Below are 14,900 nucleotides of genomic sequence, written 5' to 3'. Positions count from 1 at the left end.
AGAAGGATAAAATAATGATTGAGGCGGATTTCTGCCCCAGCTTCATCAGGGATGAAGTTCTTCGAAAGCCTTGTTTTCCTCTTGTACCGCCTGAATGGTTTCTTCCAGTTCACTGATAGGGAGGTCGAAGTTGTACCAGTCGTTATAGCAGTCGGTGACATACCACTTGCCATCCGTCAGTTCAAAGACCACACGAAGGGAAGGTTCTGATTCATCATAGCCTGCTTCGAACTCTTTATGGGCAGGTTCATCGACAGTGAAATGAGATATATAGGTGCCTCCCTCCTCTTCGGTAATACGTCCTTCCTTCAGCGTTTCCTCGTCCAGCAATGCCCACTTCTCGCGGGTGAAGGGAAAAGTCTGCTCCGTCTCGCCGTCATCCTTCAAGAGGGCGATGGGAGACTTCAAAGGAAACTTGATTCGGGAATACTGGAATGAGGCACTGGACGTGAATTTCCGGAGGAATGTCTTGAAATCCTCCTCTTCGGCAGCCAGACCATTGAAAGTCGTCAGCATGAGTGCCGCAAACAGACAAAAAACAAAGCGGATAGCCTTCATATACTCGGATTATTTTTCAACGCACAAAGATAATATAAAAGTGATAAAATGCTAAGGCCATGGGGCGATAATTATTATCATCTATGCCTCAGATACTCGTAACCGAACCGGCAGCGCAAGCAGTCTTTCTTGTCGCAATATTCCTTTTGAAGTTGAAGCAGAGCCTGCGAGTCAGCAGCGGTAGATACCGGCAGGCCGGCACCATCCCAAAGTCGGGTTACGTGATTGTTTTCGGCCTTCAAGGATTCAAGGAAACGGGTGGCACGGTCACACAAAACGTCATCAGCCTTGTGCAGGCCGTATGCATAAAGAAACGGGATGACCGTATTGATAGCAATCAGATTCAAGGCACCGTCCCCTACCCGCTTTTCCCTCCGGGGTGAAACTTTTCTGAAATTGAAGTGCTCTTCCCAATACACGGAAGTATTGGCAGCCAGTATCTTCTTCACCGCTTCCAGCGTTTCCGCCTCCATGATACGTGAGAAGAGTACCTGCTCCTTATGATACAGACTGGCAAGCTGCGCCAGACGTACATGCGGAAAGTTATCGGGACGAAGACGCAGAAATCGCCACTGCTCAACGGACATGGGAGCTGGCAGCTCGAACTTGCGTTGCAGGTAGCGGAATTCTTTCTGAAGTTTCAAATAATAATCATCCGCCTCCGCTGGGACCTCCTCCAGCAGGCCTGCCTGCCCCAGGAAGAAAGCCTCCACTTGAAACAGACTGTCCCGATGCTTGTCTACGGCGCGGAATGGAAGGCGGTTTGCCCATGCCTCGAAAGCATCCCCATTCAGCCCGAAGCCGAAGTTACGAGCAAGAGTAATGAAGAAAACATCCTCCCAATGATGATTGCAGCGTTCGAGCCGCTGGGATATGACATGTGCTTTCTGCTCAAAACGCTCTACCTGCAAAGCGGACAGCCAGGAGTGAACGGTCAGCTTCGGAAGGGAGGCAAGGATGGAATAACAGGGAGGATAAATCTCTGTCTGCCGAAGCTCTTCATAGCGCAAACGGACAGTGTCGGGGCAGGTGAGCACCATCTGGGGAACCAGCTCACCGTTCGTGCGGTACACATCACAATTCGATTCGCCCACTACATGCAGAATGACAGTATCATACGCCTTGTCACAGTCGTGCCTATGGAGCAGCCACTCTGATGCCTGCGTATGCACTTCGACGTTGCCCACCCAAAGCGTACCGTCTATTTTCAGTTTGGCATTAAAGAAATCGGGGCCTGCATTCATGTTCGGCAAACCGGGATCTATCACTTCTACCGGCCGGCCGGAGGTTGTTTGGAGTGCTGACAAAGGAAATATTTTGTGCTTCCAAACATAATGCAGTAGTTGTTCCATGTTAACAAGACGTTAATGTTGAGTACAAATGTAAGAAAAAGATTATCTTTGCGACCTATAGTTTGTTGATAAACTAAATAAAAACAGATAGAAACAATGAAAATCGCATTAATCGGCTACGGAAAAATGGGCAAGGAAATCGAGAAAATAGCCCTTGGCCGCGGACACGAAATTGTAAGCATCATCGATGTCGACAATCAGGAAGACTTTGAATCGGCAGCCTTCAAGAGCGCCGACGTTGCCATAGAGTTCACCAATCCCATGGTTGCATACAATAACTATATGAAGGCATTCCAGGCCGGAGTCAAATTGGTATCCGGCAGTACGGGATGGATGGCGGAACATGGAGACGAAGTGAAGAAGCTTTGCACCGAAGGTGGCAAAACACTGTTCTGGTCGTCCAACTTCAGCTTGGGAGTAAGCATATTCTCTGCTGTCAACAAGTACCTCGCAAAGATAATGAACCAGTTCCCTGCCTATGATGTGACAATGAGCGAAACGCATCACATCCACAAGATGGACGCTCCGAGCGGTACGGCCATCACGCTTGCCGAAGGTATTCTGGAGAATCTCGACCGTAAGGACAAATGGGTAGAAGGAACTTTCCAGGCTCCCGACGGGACTGTCTCGGGCTCTACGGAATGTGCAGCCAATGAGCTGCCCATAAGTTCTATCCGCGAAGGAGAAGTACCGGGCATCCACAGCATCCGCTACGACTCCGAAGCCGACAGCATCACCATCACCCACGATGCCAAGAATCGCAGGGGATTTGCCTTGGGAGCTGTCCTTGCTGCCGAATATACCGCCAAGCACGAAGGTGCTTTGGGAATGAGTGACTTGTTTCCATTTTTAAAAGACTAAGACATCATGAGAAAAGCAACACGCACCCAATGGATTAAATTCAGTATAGTCACCCTGCTCTACCTTGCCTTTCTGGTTTGGGTAAAAAGCTGGCTGGGGCTGATTGTACTACCTTTCATTTTTGACATCTACATCAGTAAGAAGATACCCTGGGGGTTCTGGAAGAAATCGGAGAATCCTGCCGTACGCAGCATCATGAGTTGGGTGGATGCCATCGTATTTGCGCTGGTAGCCGTCTACTTCGTAAATATCTATGTGTTCCAGAATTATCAGATACCGTCTTCCTCATTGGAGAAATCCTTGTTGGTAGGCGATTTCCTTTACGTCAGCAAGATGAGTTATGGCCCGCGCGTACCGAATACGCCGCTTTCCATGCCGCTGGCACAACATACACTGCCGGTATTCAACACCAAATCGTACATCGAATGGCCCCAATGGAAATATAAACGTGTACCGGGCTTCGGCAAAGTGAAACTGAACGACATTGTGGTGTTCAACTTCCCGGCAGGCGACACGGTAGCCACCAACTTCCAGCAGACAGATTTCTATACCCTTGCTTACGAAGAAGGAAAACGCGTGTATCCCAACAAAGTGAATATGGACAGTCTGACACGCAAACAGCAACGTACCGTCTATGATTTGTACTACAATGCCGGACGTAACCTCATCCGTTCCAATCCGAGAATGTACGGTGACATTGTCATACGTCCCGTCGACCGTCGTGAAAACTATGTAAAACGTTGCGTAGGCCTACCCGGCGATACATTGCAAATCAAGAAGGGACAAGTATACATCGACGGCAAAGCTATCGAGAACCCTACAGAAATGCAGTTCAACTACTTTGTACAAACAACGGGGCCCTATATCACCGATGATATGTTCCGTGAACTGGGCATCAGCAAAGAGGACCAGACACTGATGACCGACGGTCTGGGCTGGGAAGAGAATCTGATTGAAATGGGATTGGACCGCCGGGATGCCCAAGGCAGGCTGGCACCGGTCTATCATCTTCCGCTCACTAAAAAGATGTACGAGACCCTTTCGGGCAACAAGAAACTCATCAGTAGTATTATCATCGAACCGGGAGAATTCTCGGGACAGATGTATCCGCTGAACCTTTACACCCAATGGGACCGCAACAACTACGGCCCAATCTGGATTCCTGCCAAAGGCGCCACCATCAAGCTGACCGAGGATAACCTGCCCATCTACGAACGCTGCATCGTTGCCTATGAAGGCAACAAACTGGAAGTCAAGGAAGACGGCATCTACATCAACGGTGAAAAGACCGACTCCTATACTTTCAATATGGACTACTACTGGATGATGGGCGACAACCGCGACAAGTCCGCCGACTCCCGATACTGGGGTTTTGTGCCGGAAGACCATGTCGTAGGAAAGCCTATCGTAGTATGGTTGTCACTGGACAAAGACCGCAGCTGGTTTGATGGCAAGATACGCTGGAACCGGATATTCAAGTGGGTGGACAACATTAAATGAAAAAAGGGTGGAAGATAGCAATTACAATCGTTGGAGTGGCACTCGTCGTAGTGCTGCTTCGGGGTTGTGTGGCAACTTCCTATCTTATCCCTTCTTCCGGTATGGAGAACTCACTGTATCAGGGTGAACGTATTCTTGTAAACAAGTGGAGCTACGGTCTACGACTTCCTTTTATGAAGTTATGGGGATATCATCGCTGGGCGGACAGTCCGGTGCAGAAAGAGGATATTCTTGTATTCAACAATCCTGCCAATCTTTCAGAACCCGTGATCGACCGACGGGAAGTCTTTATCAGCCGTTGCATCGGTACTCCCGGAGATACCTTGCTGATAGATTCGCTTTTTTCAGTGATTCCTTCCGAAAAGAATGCACCCGACCAGAAGTTTCTTTATTCTTACCCCAGGCAACGGGAACGACAGTTGGATTCATTGCTTTCCATCCTTTCCATCGCTCCCAACCAACTATTGGGACAGGACTCAATAAAGAATATACGTAGTTTCAGCCGCTATGAACACTACTTGCTGGAACAAGCCATGAACGGGAATTGCTGGATAGAACCGATTGTCAAGGAAGACTCCATGGAGATGTTGAAACCTCTGATAATCCCCGGCAAAGGCAAAACCGTACGCGTATATCCGTGGAACAAGACTTTGCTGCGGAATACCCTGGTACTTCACGAAAAGAAACAGGCCGAAATCAAGAACGACACCCTTTATGTGGAAGGCAAGCCCGTGCAGCACTGCCATTTTACCAAAGACTACTACTGGGTAGGTGCCAACAATGCCATCAATCTTTCGGACTCCCGCCTTTTCGGTTTCGTCCCCGAAGACCACATCATAGGCAAGGCGTCTGTCATCTGGTTCTCCAAAGAAAAGGGAACAGGACCTTTCAGCGGTTACCGATGGGGCAGGATATGGAAAAAAGTGGAATGACAAACAAATGAAAGAATAAAAATGAAAATACAAACAATGAACAGTAACTTCAATCGTAAATCGCAAATCATCTAATCGTAAATATACTGATGAAAACAGTTTTTCTTTCTTCCGCCTATTTGGCTCCCATAGAATATTATACCAAACTACTGGCATACGATAAAGTATTCATCGAACAGCATGACCACTATATGAAGCAGACTTACCGGAACCGTTGTACCATTGCTGCACCGGACGGTGAACTGGCCCTTTCCATCCCCACCGTCAAACCGAGCACCCTGAAATGCCCGATGCGCGATATACGTATTTCAGACCACGGTAACTGGAGGCATCTGCACTGGAATGCCATAGAATCTGCCTATAACCACACTCCCTTCTTCGAATACTACAAGGATGACTTCCGTCCCTTCTATGAACAGAAATATGAATTTTTAGCCGATTTCAACGAAGAACTTTGCCACCTCGTCTGTTCCTTGATAGACTTGCAACCGGATATGACACGTACTACCGGATACCGGACTGAGTTTGCTCCGCATGAGACAGATTTCCGCGAACGCATTCATCCGAAAAAGGATTTTGCCCTGGAAGATACAGAATTCTCACCACAACCTTATTATCAGGTGTTTCAAGAGAGACTCGGGTTTCTGCCCAACTTGAGCATCATAGACCTGCTGTTCAATATGGGACCGGAGAGTTTATTGATATTACAGAAGTCCATCACCTAAACAATAAGCACATATTTTCTGTACGATTGTAAATGCAGTGCAACAGATTATTCCGTATTTTTGCAATGTTAATCAAATAAAACACAACGTAATTTTAAATGAATGAATCATGAAAAACTTATTTGACATCAAAGACAAAGTAGTGGTTATAACCGGTGGAACGGGAGTATTGGGGAAAGCCATCGCCTTTCATCTGGCAGAAGAAGGTGCAAAGGTTGTTGTTTTAGGACGCAAGGCAGAAACAGGGGACGCCATTGCCAGAGAAATCAAGGCAAACGGTGGAGAAGCCATGTTCCTGACAACCGACGTGACGAACCGTGAACTGCTGGAACAGAACCTGGCTGATATTCTGAAAACCTATGGACGCATAGATGCCCTGCTGAATGCAGCCGGTGGAAATATGCCGGGTGCCACCATCGCGCCTACGGGTACATTCTTCGATTTGAAGATAGAAGAATTCCAACGGGTGCTGGAATTAAACCTGACCGGTACCGTACTGCCTACACAAGTCTTCCTCAAACCAATGGTGGAGCAGAAGGCAGGCGCTATTGTCAACTTCTCCAGCATGGCTGCTTTCCGCCCCATGACGCGCGTAGCCGGATATGCTGCCGCAAAAGCCGGTATCTCCAATTTCACAGCTTTCATGGCTACAGAAGTTGCCAAAAAGTTTGGCGAAGGTATTCGTGTAAATGCCATCGCACCCGGATTTTTCCTCACAGAGCAGAACCGTGCCCTGCTGACGAACCCGGATGGAAGCTACACGGAACGTGGGCAAGATGTGATCCGCCAAACTCCCTTCGGACGTATGGGCCGTGCAGAAGAGCTTTGCGGAACCATCCAATACCTCATCAGCGATGCTTCCAGCTTTGTCACCGGTACGGTGGCTGTAGTGGACGGAGGGTTCAACGCATTCGCGATGTAAATAGTAAATTGCAAATCATCAAACAATAAATAACATGATTCTTTGTGAACAAACCTGGCGCTGGTACGGTCCCAACGACCCGGTAAGCCTTTGGGACATCAAACAAGCCGGGGCTACCGGCATTGTAAACGCCTTGCATCATATTCCAAACGGGGAAATATGGACAGTAGAGGAAATCAAGAAACGGAAAGAAATGATTGAAGCCGTCGGTCTGCGCTGGTCTGTAGTAGAAAGTGTACCCGTACACGAACATATCAAGACCCAAACCGGAGACTTCCAGAAGTATATCGACAACTATAAAGAGAGCTTGCGTAACCTGGGCAAATGCGGCATTCACATTGTCACCTACAACTTTATGCCCGTACTGGACTGGACACGTACCGACCTCGCCTACGAACTACCTGACGGCAGTCGTGCCCTCCGCTTTGAACGTGCCGCCTTCATCGCCTTCGACCTCTTCCTGCTACATCGCCCCGGTGCAGAAGCCGAATACACTGACGAGGAAAAGACCAAGGCCCGTACCCGCTTCGAACAGATGACGGAGGCAGACAAACAACTGCTTGTACGCAACATGATTGCCGGACTTCCCGGTTCAGAAGAAAGCTTCACCCTGGAACAGTTCCAGCAGGAACTGGACCGCTACAAAGGCATCACTCCGGAACGCCTGCGTGCCAACCTGATCTATTTCCTGCAAGAAATCACTCCGGTAGCCGACGAAGCAGGTGTCATGCTCGTTATCCATCCAGACGACCCACCGTGCTCCATCCTCGGCCTGCCACGCATCATGAGCTGTGCTGCCGATTTCCAGGCACTGATTGACGCTGTTCCCAACAAGAGCAACGGCCTTTGCCTCTGCACCGGCTCACTCGGTGTAAGCAGTGCCAACGACTGTGCAGCCATCATGCAGCAGTTTGCCGACCGCATCAACTTCGTCCACCTGCGCAGTACGCAACGCGACGCCGAAGGCAACTTCTACGAAGCCAACCACCTGGAAGGAGACGTGGACATGTATCACGTGATGAAAGCCTTCCTTGAACTGCAGCAACATCGTGGCGTCTCCATCCCAATGCGCCCTGACCATGGGCACCAGATGGTGGACGACTTGAAGAAGAAAACCAATCCCGGCTATTCCTGTATCGGCCGCCTGCGTGGACTGGCAGAACTTCGTGGACTGGAAATGGGTATAGCCAAATCGCTGTACGAATAAGGCACAAGAAATAGCAAGCATAAGGAAAGAACAGGAAGCCCTCCGTCCGAAACTTTGAAGTTTCGGACGGAGGGCTTCCCTTTATAAGTTTTCTGCCATCAGCCGCCTCTTCTTAAGGCACTGTCTGCCGGCATTTATTTACCTTCTTTTGCAGCAAGCACTTTCCATACAACGGCACTCAGCGCAGCACCCACAAACGGAGCTACAATGAACAGCCACAACTGAGAGAGAGCCTCGCCACCCTGGAACAGTGCCGGACCGATGCTACGGGCAGGATTGACAGAAGTTCCCGTAACAGGAATACAAACAATGTGCACTAATACCAACGTAAGACCAATGGCCAATCCTGCAAGATTACCCGCCCCCTTCTCGGAATCCGTAGAACCTAAGACAACCAGCACAAAGATAAACGTGAACACAGCCTCTGCAATGAATGCCTGCAACATCATTCCGTCAGCAAACCCATTGGAACCGGTAGCCGTAGGACCGCCATGAGCGCCCGTAGACACCAATGCATAAAGAATGGCAGAACCGATAACCGCCCCGATAACCTGAAACACCATATACATGGCTGCATCTTTCCCGCTCATCCTGCCGGACAACAGAACGCCCAGGGTAACGGCAGGATTAATATGACATCCCGAGATTCCTCCGATAGCGTATGCCATCGCCACAACGGACAAGCCGAAAGCAAAAGCCACTCCCAGCGTTCCGACACCTGCACTAACCGCCCCCGCCGCACTTCCGGCAAAGACAGCACTACCACATCCCATCAGGACAAGAACCATTGTCCCGATCATTTCTGCTAAATACTTCTTCATGATAGTTTTATTAAACATTGATTTCTGCAAAAATAAATATAAAAGATGAAAATCTGCCTAAACACGGCGGTAAAAACTCACCCATTACTACAAAACATCACTGCTTTGACTCTAACATCCAGCATATCTGCATCTTCTTTAGCCAACCCGAAGAAACTCAGAAATATAAGAAAACATATTGGCTTGTAAAGAGTACAAAGAAAGGGTGCAACCTCACGGCCACACCCTCCATCTACACTATCTTTGATAATAACCTAAAAGGAAACTTTATTTCCCTACATCATTTCAATTCAAAAGGAACCGTTCCCTTCACATCGGCTGCCGAAGCTGCTATGACAGCCTCGAACTTACCCGGCTCGGCCACCCAAGCGTGCTGGGTGTCATCGAAGAAGCTAAGAGCCTCCTTATCAATGGTAAATGTGACTTCCTTTGTTTCGCCCGGAGCCAGTTTCACCTTTTGGAAACCTTTCAGTTCCTTGACGGGACGAGGCAGAGAGGACTTCTTGTCACTGATGTACAGTTGGACAACTTCCTGCCCTTCGCGCGCTCCGGTATTCTTTACAGAAACCTTCACGGTCAGCGTACCGTCGGCCTGCATGGTCTTGCTGTCGGCTGTGGGCTTGCCATACTCGAAAATGGTATAGCTCAAACCGTGGCCGAAGGGGAACAACGGTTTCACCTTCTTCTGCTTATCGGCCCAACGGTAACCTACAAAAATACTTTCATTGTATTTGATGTCGATGATGTCCTTGCTCCGCTTGCCGGTATATTCACCCAGGCTGTGGGCCGGGCAATCCTCCAACTTCACGGGGAAGGTAAACGGAAGCTTGCCACTGGGATTCACATCCCCCATAAGGATAGCGGCGAGAGCACTACCGGCTTCGGAACCCAGATACCAGTCCTGAACGATAGCAGGCACTTCGTTCACCCACGGCATGGCAATGGCATTGCCGGAAATGTTGACAACAATCAGATTCTTGTTTGCCTTTGCCAGTGCAGAGATAACAGCATCTTGTCCGTAAGACAAACCCAGACCTTCACGGTCTGAATCCTCACAGTCCTGGCCGTTGCTTTTGTTCAAACCGCCGATGAAGATTACATAATCGGCATCCTGGGCTTCTTTCACGGCTTCGGCTATCAGTTCTTCGGGAGTGCGGTCATCCTTCAGGTTCTGTCCAGTCACCACACCATTATACTCACCGCTTGCATCGCCCACGTAGCCACGAGCATACACCACTTCAGCCTTGCCAGCCACACGCTGCTTGATACCGTCCAACGGAGAAAGCTCACGCTGCACCTTCAGCGAAGAACTGCCACCACCTACAGTCATCATCTTGATAGCATTTTCGCCCACTACCAGAATCTTTTTAGTCTGGTCCAAATCTATCGGGAGCACATTGCCTTTGTTCTGCAACAGTACGATGCCCTCCTCGCCGATGCGGCGGGCAGCCTCGTAATGCTCCGGAGAAAGCATACTTCCCCACGGACGGTCGGGATTCATCACCGTACGGAAGATAAGGCGCAGAATGCGGCGTACCTTGTCGTCCAGCTCCTTAGTACCGACCTTGCCTTCGCGTATGAGGTTCAGGTAGGGATTCGCCAGATAATAATTGTCGTATGCATTGCTGGCACCATTTGAAAGTCCGTTAGTCCAACTGCCGAATTCCATATCCAGCCCATTGGTAATGGCTTGCCGAGTATCGTGCGTGCCGCCCCAGTCGGAAATGACTACGCCGTCGAATCCCCATTCGCCCTTCAATATATCGTTTAATGTGTATTGGTTGTGGCAAAGATGTTGGCCTTTGTAAAGGTTGTAGGCACCCATGATGCTCCACGCTCCACCTTCCTGCACAGCCATCTTGAAGGCAGGCAGATAGATTTCATAAAGGGCGCGGTCGTCCACGATGACATTGGTGGTGTGACGGTTCACTTCGTGGTTGTTCAAGGCAAAGTGTTTCACGCAGGCAGCCACACCATTCTGCTGCACGCCCCGGATATAGGGCACTACCATCTTTCCGGCCAGATAAGGGTCCTCACCCATATACTCAAAGTTGCGTCCGTTGAGCGGTGTACGGTAGATATTGATACCAGGGCCCAGCAAGACCGATTTGTTGCGGTAGCGCGCCTCTTCACCGATACTCTGTCCGTAAAGGAGAGACATTTCGGGGTTCCAGGTTGCTGCCAGACAAGTCAAGGCAGGGAAAGCCACACAGGAGTCATTGGTGCATCCGGCTTGTTCCCACTCGTCCCACAACACATCGGGACGTATACCGTGAGGGCCGTCATCCGTCCATACATCGGGAATGCCCAGACGGGGTACACCCGCACTGCTGAACTTGCTTTGCGCATGAGTCAACTTCACTTTCTCTTCCAGGGTCAGACGGCTCAAAGCGTCTTCCACTCTTTCTTCAATAGGTTTGCTTGCGTCCAGATAGACGGGCTTCTGCTGGGCTGAAAGAGGCAGCGCGACAGCAGCCAGAACCAAACCGAATAATACTTTTTTCATTGTTGTACAATTTAAGTTGTTATATAATTTAAGTAAGTACTCATAATCAGTCCGTACTATTGACAATCCCCAGCAGACAAGGGAATATGACTTATCCCCCCACACATAGGAACTGAAATCCTTACAGCCGTATAGTGAGTATCCATAACATCCGGATGTTGTTGTCCAAAACATCCCCATGTTTTACCCCAAAACACCCGGATGTTTTATCCCAATACATCCCCATGTTTTGCCTTAAAACATCCGGATGTTTTGGGTTCTCAGTCCTATGGTGTGTACAGCTCAGTCCCTACCTCTTTCATGCTAAGTCCCGGCATCTCATCCTCTGGGACTTGATACGTACTGTTTGCAGCGAGGCAGTACCCGCTACTTCATTCCCAATGACCGGATATAACCCTCCTGAACCACACAATTCTTCAGTTTGCATGCCTCGATAAAGTCCATCATCGCCTTGCGGGACATGGCCTGCGCGGGACGTGCCTCACGGATTTCCTTGTACGTGGCACGCAGTGCTTCGGAGAAATACACGATGTTTGCCCAGTTCTCCGGCGGAGTGATGCCGACGAAAGAAGAACCGTCCATCTTCTTGTAGGGCCAGAAGGTATAGCCGATGTTGTTCTCGCGCATCGTCTGGCAGAAAGCGGCCTGCCATTCGTCCGTATTGTGGCCTATCTCACCCATGTACATGGGCAGGTTCACACTGTCGCGGAAGTTGATAATCGTCTGGATGGCAGCTTGGGTAGGTTCGCCTCCGTAACGGTGGCAGGTGTACATTATCTTGTCGTCGAACTTGGAGTCCTTGAAAGGCTTGAAATTACCGTTCCATTGCGAACCGCCCAGCAGGATGATGTGGTTGCTGTCCACCTCGCGGATGGCGGCTACACCTTTCTTATATACATCTTCCAGCTTGCCGTTGAGCTCCTCCATGTTCTCGAAGTAAGGGGCAATGGGCTCGTTGAAGAGTTCGTAACCGAGGATGACCGGTTCGTTCTTGTAGTGGTCGGCTATCCGGCGCCAGATGTCACAGTAAAGTTGCTGGCTGACTTCGCTGTCGAACAGCCAGGGATAGCCGTAGCTGTCGTCGATGTTGTCGCCCGTCTGTCCGCCGGGGGCGTCATGCATGTCGAGGATGAGGTACAAGTCCGATTCGCGGCACCACTCTACCAGGCTATCCACGCGGGCAAAGCCGTCTTGGTCGGCAGTCAGCCCCATATAGTCCTCGTCCGTAAACATTTTGTAATGGAAAGGCAGGCGGATGGTGTTGGCACCCTGCTCCTTGATGAAGCGGATGTCCTCGCGCGTTACATAATTGTCCTTGAATGCTTTCCAGAAGTCGGCCGTAAAGTCCGGTCCCACCAGCTGGCAGAACATCTCATTGATGAAACGAGCGGAATTGGTCTTGTTGAACTTGAACATGTATCCTTCCGGATTCAGCCAGTTACCCAGGTTGGTACCCATGATGAAGAGTTTGGTACCGTCGGGCTTTATCAAGTCCTGACCCTGAATGGTTACGAATGCATCCGAAGTTACTTCTTTTGTCGCTTGTTTCTCACCGCATCCCGCAAGGCCCAAAGACAGCAAGGCGATGGAAATGCTTGTCGCTAATAAATGTTTCATGGCAATAATTTTGGTTATGGTATTAGTTGCGATATTCGCTTTTACTTCCCCAAAGTTAGGAAAGATAAGAACACCTCGTACCGGCGAATCGGGAATAGGTGGAAGAAGTAAAGAAGCACAAACAAACAAACAACTAATAATCAGAAATATAAGTAGAAGAAGAGAAAGGCAGAAAGTGGATTCAAAAAGCCGGTTTGACGTATTGTCAGCGTATCTGCATCAGCCGTATTTCAAAGTCCTCGCGCGAAATGCGGGCCTTGTTCTTCACTTTGGCACGGTAATTATAGATGGTGTTTACGGAATAACGGAGGAATTCTGCAATCTGCGAACTGTCGTCGATGCCCAGACGAATCAAGGCGAAAATGCGGAGTTCCGTATTTAGCAACTCGCCTTTACGGAGCACGATGCGTTCTTCGGGCTGCAGCAAGTCATTGAATTTATCGACAAAATCGGGGAAAAGGTGCAAGAAGGCAGTATCAAAGTTATCATAGAGTTCCTTCAGTCCGGTGTCCAGCACCTCACGGGAACGCACCATCTTCAGCAGCTCTTCCATCTGCCCGGCAGAGATTTTCTTGTTGACCATCCGCCGGTAGGTATCCAGCCGGTTGATATAAACGGAGCAGAGATTCATGAAACGGCCCACATACTCCTCCTTGATGTTGTTTGAGAGTTGCAGTTGCTCGTTGGCATGCTCCAGTTTGTTCCGTGCGGCAGAGAGTCGCTGCATCTGCCGGTAGATAAAGCCCACTGCCACCACCAACAGCACAATCAAAGTGCTGATGAGCCAGAGGTACAGCCGGAGCCGGTCATTCTGCTTCTCGCGCATGGCCTGATAAGTGAGGTCTATCAGTGAAAGGATGCCGGCAGTCTGGAGGCTGCGGCTACGGGCGTTGTATCGGTTGGTTTCGTCCCACGAGAAACGGATGTAACGGTAGGCATGCTCCATATCCCCTTCCTCATAAAGAAGTTCCGCCAGGTTCCAGAGTGAGGCATGGTCTGTGATGCTCAGGCGAATATCGGTCAGTGCCGACAAAGCCAGATAGCGCTTCTCCTCCTCCCGGTTCCCGAGCCGGCGGTAGAGCAATGAGCGCTGATAGGTCACCAGCGCATATTCGGGAGTATTGGGCTTGGCATGTGCCAGACGCGTATCATTGATGCTCAAGGCTTCGTCCGGATGGCCTGCAGCGGCCTCCCGCGCCTCTCTTCGTTCCAGGTAGAGGGAGGATGAAGGCAGAAGTACCTGCATCAAAGAATCGTCATAATGGGTAGCCAAAGCCTGATAATGCTTCTTGAAAGAATCGTCCAGCGTATAGAAACTCAGTTCTGTGTAAAGTTTATGACAGGCATTGTAATAGTCCGGCAGCAGATGGGAGGGAAGGGAAGCTTTGTCCGTCTGCCTCAAGAGTTCGGCAGCCTCCTCGTACATACCTGCCGAAGCCATCAGGTGGGCAAGCTCCAGCCTTGTTTCGAGTACCGCATCCTGCCGGCCATAACGCTCTGCCCAATCCAGATTGACACGAAGATAATGGATGGCCGAATCGCAGATATATGTCTTATACTCCTTATAGATTTCCCCATTCCATCGAAAAAAAGAGATATTGGCGGTATCGGTATCCAGCACTTGGCGCTTCAGCCGGGCAATGCGTCCTTCACGCACGGCGACATAGTGCCGGTGCGCCTCGATAGCCTCATCCAAAGAGGACGTCAGCGCAGTAAAAGAGGGCGTGCCGGCAGCAAAAACCACACTTTGCCATACCACGACGGCAAGAAAACAAAAAGTGAACAATCTCCTTTCCATGACCATAAAGTTCATGCAAATATAGCAAGAAATCCTGCAAAGCAGTAGCATCGGAAAAAATAGTTTCCTATATTTGCGTTCTAAACCCCCAAACAAATTAT

General features: G+C 49.7%; 12 protein-coding genes. 6 read left to right on the top strand and 6 right to left on the bottom strand.

Features of this window, described 5'->3' with window-relative positions:
- Positions 1–45: 45 nt before the first annotated feature.
- Complete coding sequence (locus JXR92_RS04865) at positions 46–558, bottom strand: DUF4348 domain-containing protein (protein WP_138345185.1); 513 nt, start codon at positions 556–558, stop codon at positions 46–48.
- A gap of 77 nt (positions 559–635) precedes the next feature.
- Complete coding sequence (locus JXR92_RS04860; RefSeq protein ID WP_138345187.1) at positions 636–1,910, bottom strand: DUF2851 family protein; 1,275 nt, start codon at positions 1,908–1,910, stop codon at positions 636–638.
- Positions 1,911–2,006: 96 nt separating this feature from the next.
- Here JXR92_RS04860 and dapB point away from each other — a divergent pair, with 96 nt between their 5' ends.
- From dapB to uxuA, 6 genes are all read left to right on the top strand, one after another.
- Positions 2,007–2,771, top strand: coding sequence for a 4-hydroxy-tetrahydrodipicolinate reductase (gene dapB, locus JXR92_RS04855; RefSeq protein ID WP_117599847.1), 765 nt, complete (start codon positions 2,007–2,009; stop codon positions 2,769–2,771).
- A gap of 6 nt (positions 2,772–2,777) precedes the next feature.
- Positions 2,778–4,271 carry a signal peptidase I gene (gene lepB / locus JXR92_RS04850; RefSeq protein ID WP_117599848.1) on the top strand — a complete coding sequence of 498 codons (1,494 nt, stop codon included), beginning with the start codon at positions 2,778–2,780 and terminating at the stop codon, positions 4,269–4,271.
- Positions 4,268–5,203 (top strand): signal peptidase I, encoded by a 936-nt coding sequence (gene lepB / locus JXR92_RS04845; RefSeq protein WP_117599849.1) that lies wholly within the window; start codon positions 4,268–4,270, stop codon positions 5,201–5,203. Before lepB (JXR92_RS04850) ends, lepB (JXR92_RS04845) begins: the two co-directional genes overlap by 4 nt.
- A gap of 89 nt (positions 5,204–5,292) precedes the next feature.
- Positions 5,293–5,928 (top strand): WbqC family protein, encoded by a 636-nt coding sequence (locus tag JXR92_RS04840; protein WP_117599850.1) that lies wholly within the window; start codon positions 5,293–5,295, stop codon positions 5,926–5,928.
- Positions 5,929–6,037: 109 nt separating this feature from the next.
- Entirely contained in the window at positions 6,038–6,850 is an 813-nt protein-coding gene (locus JXR92_RS04835) for an SDR family oxidoreductase (RefSeq protein ID WP_117599851.1), read from the top strand.
- A gap of 34 nt (positions 6,851–6,884) precedes the next feature.
- Entirely contained in the window at positions 6,885–8,057 is a 1,173-nt protein-coding gene (uxuA, locus tag JXR92_RS04830) for a mannonate dehydratase (RefSeq protein WP_117599852.1), read from the top strand.
- A 134-nt stretch (positions 8,058–8,191) separates the two neighbouring features.
- Here the strand turns inward: uxuA and JXR92_RS04825 are convergent, their stop codons facing one another.
- The 4 genes from JXR92_RS04825 to JXR92_RS04810 form a co-directional block, all read right to left on the bottom strand.
- Entirely contained in the window at positions 8,192–8,878 is a 687-nt protein-coding gene (locus JXR92_RS04825; RefSeq protein WP_117599853.1) for an MIP family channel protein, read from the bottom strand.
- A gap of 280 nt (positions 8,879–9,158) precedes the next feature.
- Positions 9,159–11,384: a glycoside hydrolase family 3 C-terminal domain-containing protein gene (locus JXR92_RS04820; RefSeq protein WP_117599854.1), complete on the bottom strand. Its 2,226-nt coding sequence runs from the start codon at positions 11,382–11,384 to the stop codon at positions 9,159–9,161.
- Between the two features lie 366 nt (positions 11,385–11,750).
- Complete coding sequence (locus tag JXR92_RS04815) at positions 11,751–13,001, bottom strand: glycoside hydrolase family 5 protein (protein WP_138345189.1); 1,251 nt, start codon at positions 12,999–13,001, stop codon at positions 11,751–11,753.
- 205 nt (positions 13,002–13,206) lie between these two features.
- On the bottom strand, positions 13,207–14,850 hold the full coding sequence (locus tag JXR92_RS04810) for a DUF6377 domain-containing protein (protein ID WP_117599856.1): 1,644 nt from the start codon (positions 14,848–14,850) through the stop codon (positions 13,207–13,209).
- Between the last annotated feature and the right edge of the window lie 50 nt (positions 14,851–14,900).

The organism is Bacteroides parvus (assembly GCF_017309675.2).
In the GTDB taxonomy this organism is placed as follows: domain Bacteria; phylum Bacteroidota; class Bacteroidia; order Bacteroidales; family Bacteroidaceae; genus Bacteroides; species Bacteroides uniformis.
This window is presented reverse-complemented; position numbering and strand designations above follow the sequence as displayed.

Bases quoted from the DNA above. Each gene is read 5' to 3' on its own strand.
- uxuA (WP_117599852.1), top strand. From the start codon at position 6,885: ATGATTCTTTGTGAACAAACCTGGCGCTGGTACGGTCCCAACGACCCG.
- JXR92_RS04810 (WP_117599856.1), bottom strand. From the start codon at position 14,850: ATGCTACTGCTTTGCAGGATTTCTTGCTATATTTGCATGAACTTTATG.
- dapB (WP_117599847.1), top strand. From the start codon at position 2,007: ATGAAAATCGCATTAATCGGCTACGGAAAAATGGGCAAGGAAATCGAG.
- lepB (WP_117599849.1), top strand. From the start codon at position 4,268: ATGAAAAAAGGGTGGAAGATAGCAATTACAATCGTTGGAGTGGCACTC.
- JXR92_RS04840 (WP_117599850.1), top strand. From the start codon at position 5,293: ATGAAAACAGTTTTTCTTTCTTCCGCCTATTTGGCTCCCATAGAATAT.
- JXR92_RS04825 (WP_117599853.1), bottom strand. From the start codon at position 8,878: ATGAAGAAGTATTTAGCAGAAATGATCGGGACAATGGTTCTTGTCCTG.
- JXR92_RS04865 (WP_138345185.1), bottom strand. From the start codon at position 558: ATGAAGGCTATCCGCTTTGTTTTTTGTCTGTTTGCGGCACTCATGCTG.
- JXR92_RS04835 (WP_117599851.1), top strand. From the start codon at position 6,038: ATGAAAAACTTATTTGACATCAAAGACAAAGTAGTGGTTATAACCGGT.
- JXR92_RS04815 (WP_138345189.1), bottom strand. From the start codon at position 13,001: ATGAAACATTTATTAGCGACAAGCATTTCCATCGCCTTGCTGTCTTTG.
- JXR92_RS04860 (WP_138345187.1), bottom strand. From the start codon at position 1,910: ATGGAACAACTACTGCATTATGTTTGGAAGCACAAAATATTTCCTTTG.
- lepB (WP_117599848.1), top strand. From the start codon at position 2,778: ATGAGAAAAGCAACACGCACCCAATGGATTAAATTCAGTATAGTCACC.
- JXR92_RS04820 (WP_117599854.1), bottom strand. From the start codon at position 11,384: ATGAAAAAAGTATTATTCGGTTTGGTTCTGGCTGCTGTCGCGCTGCCT.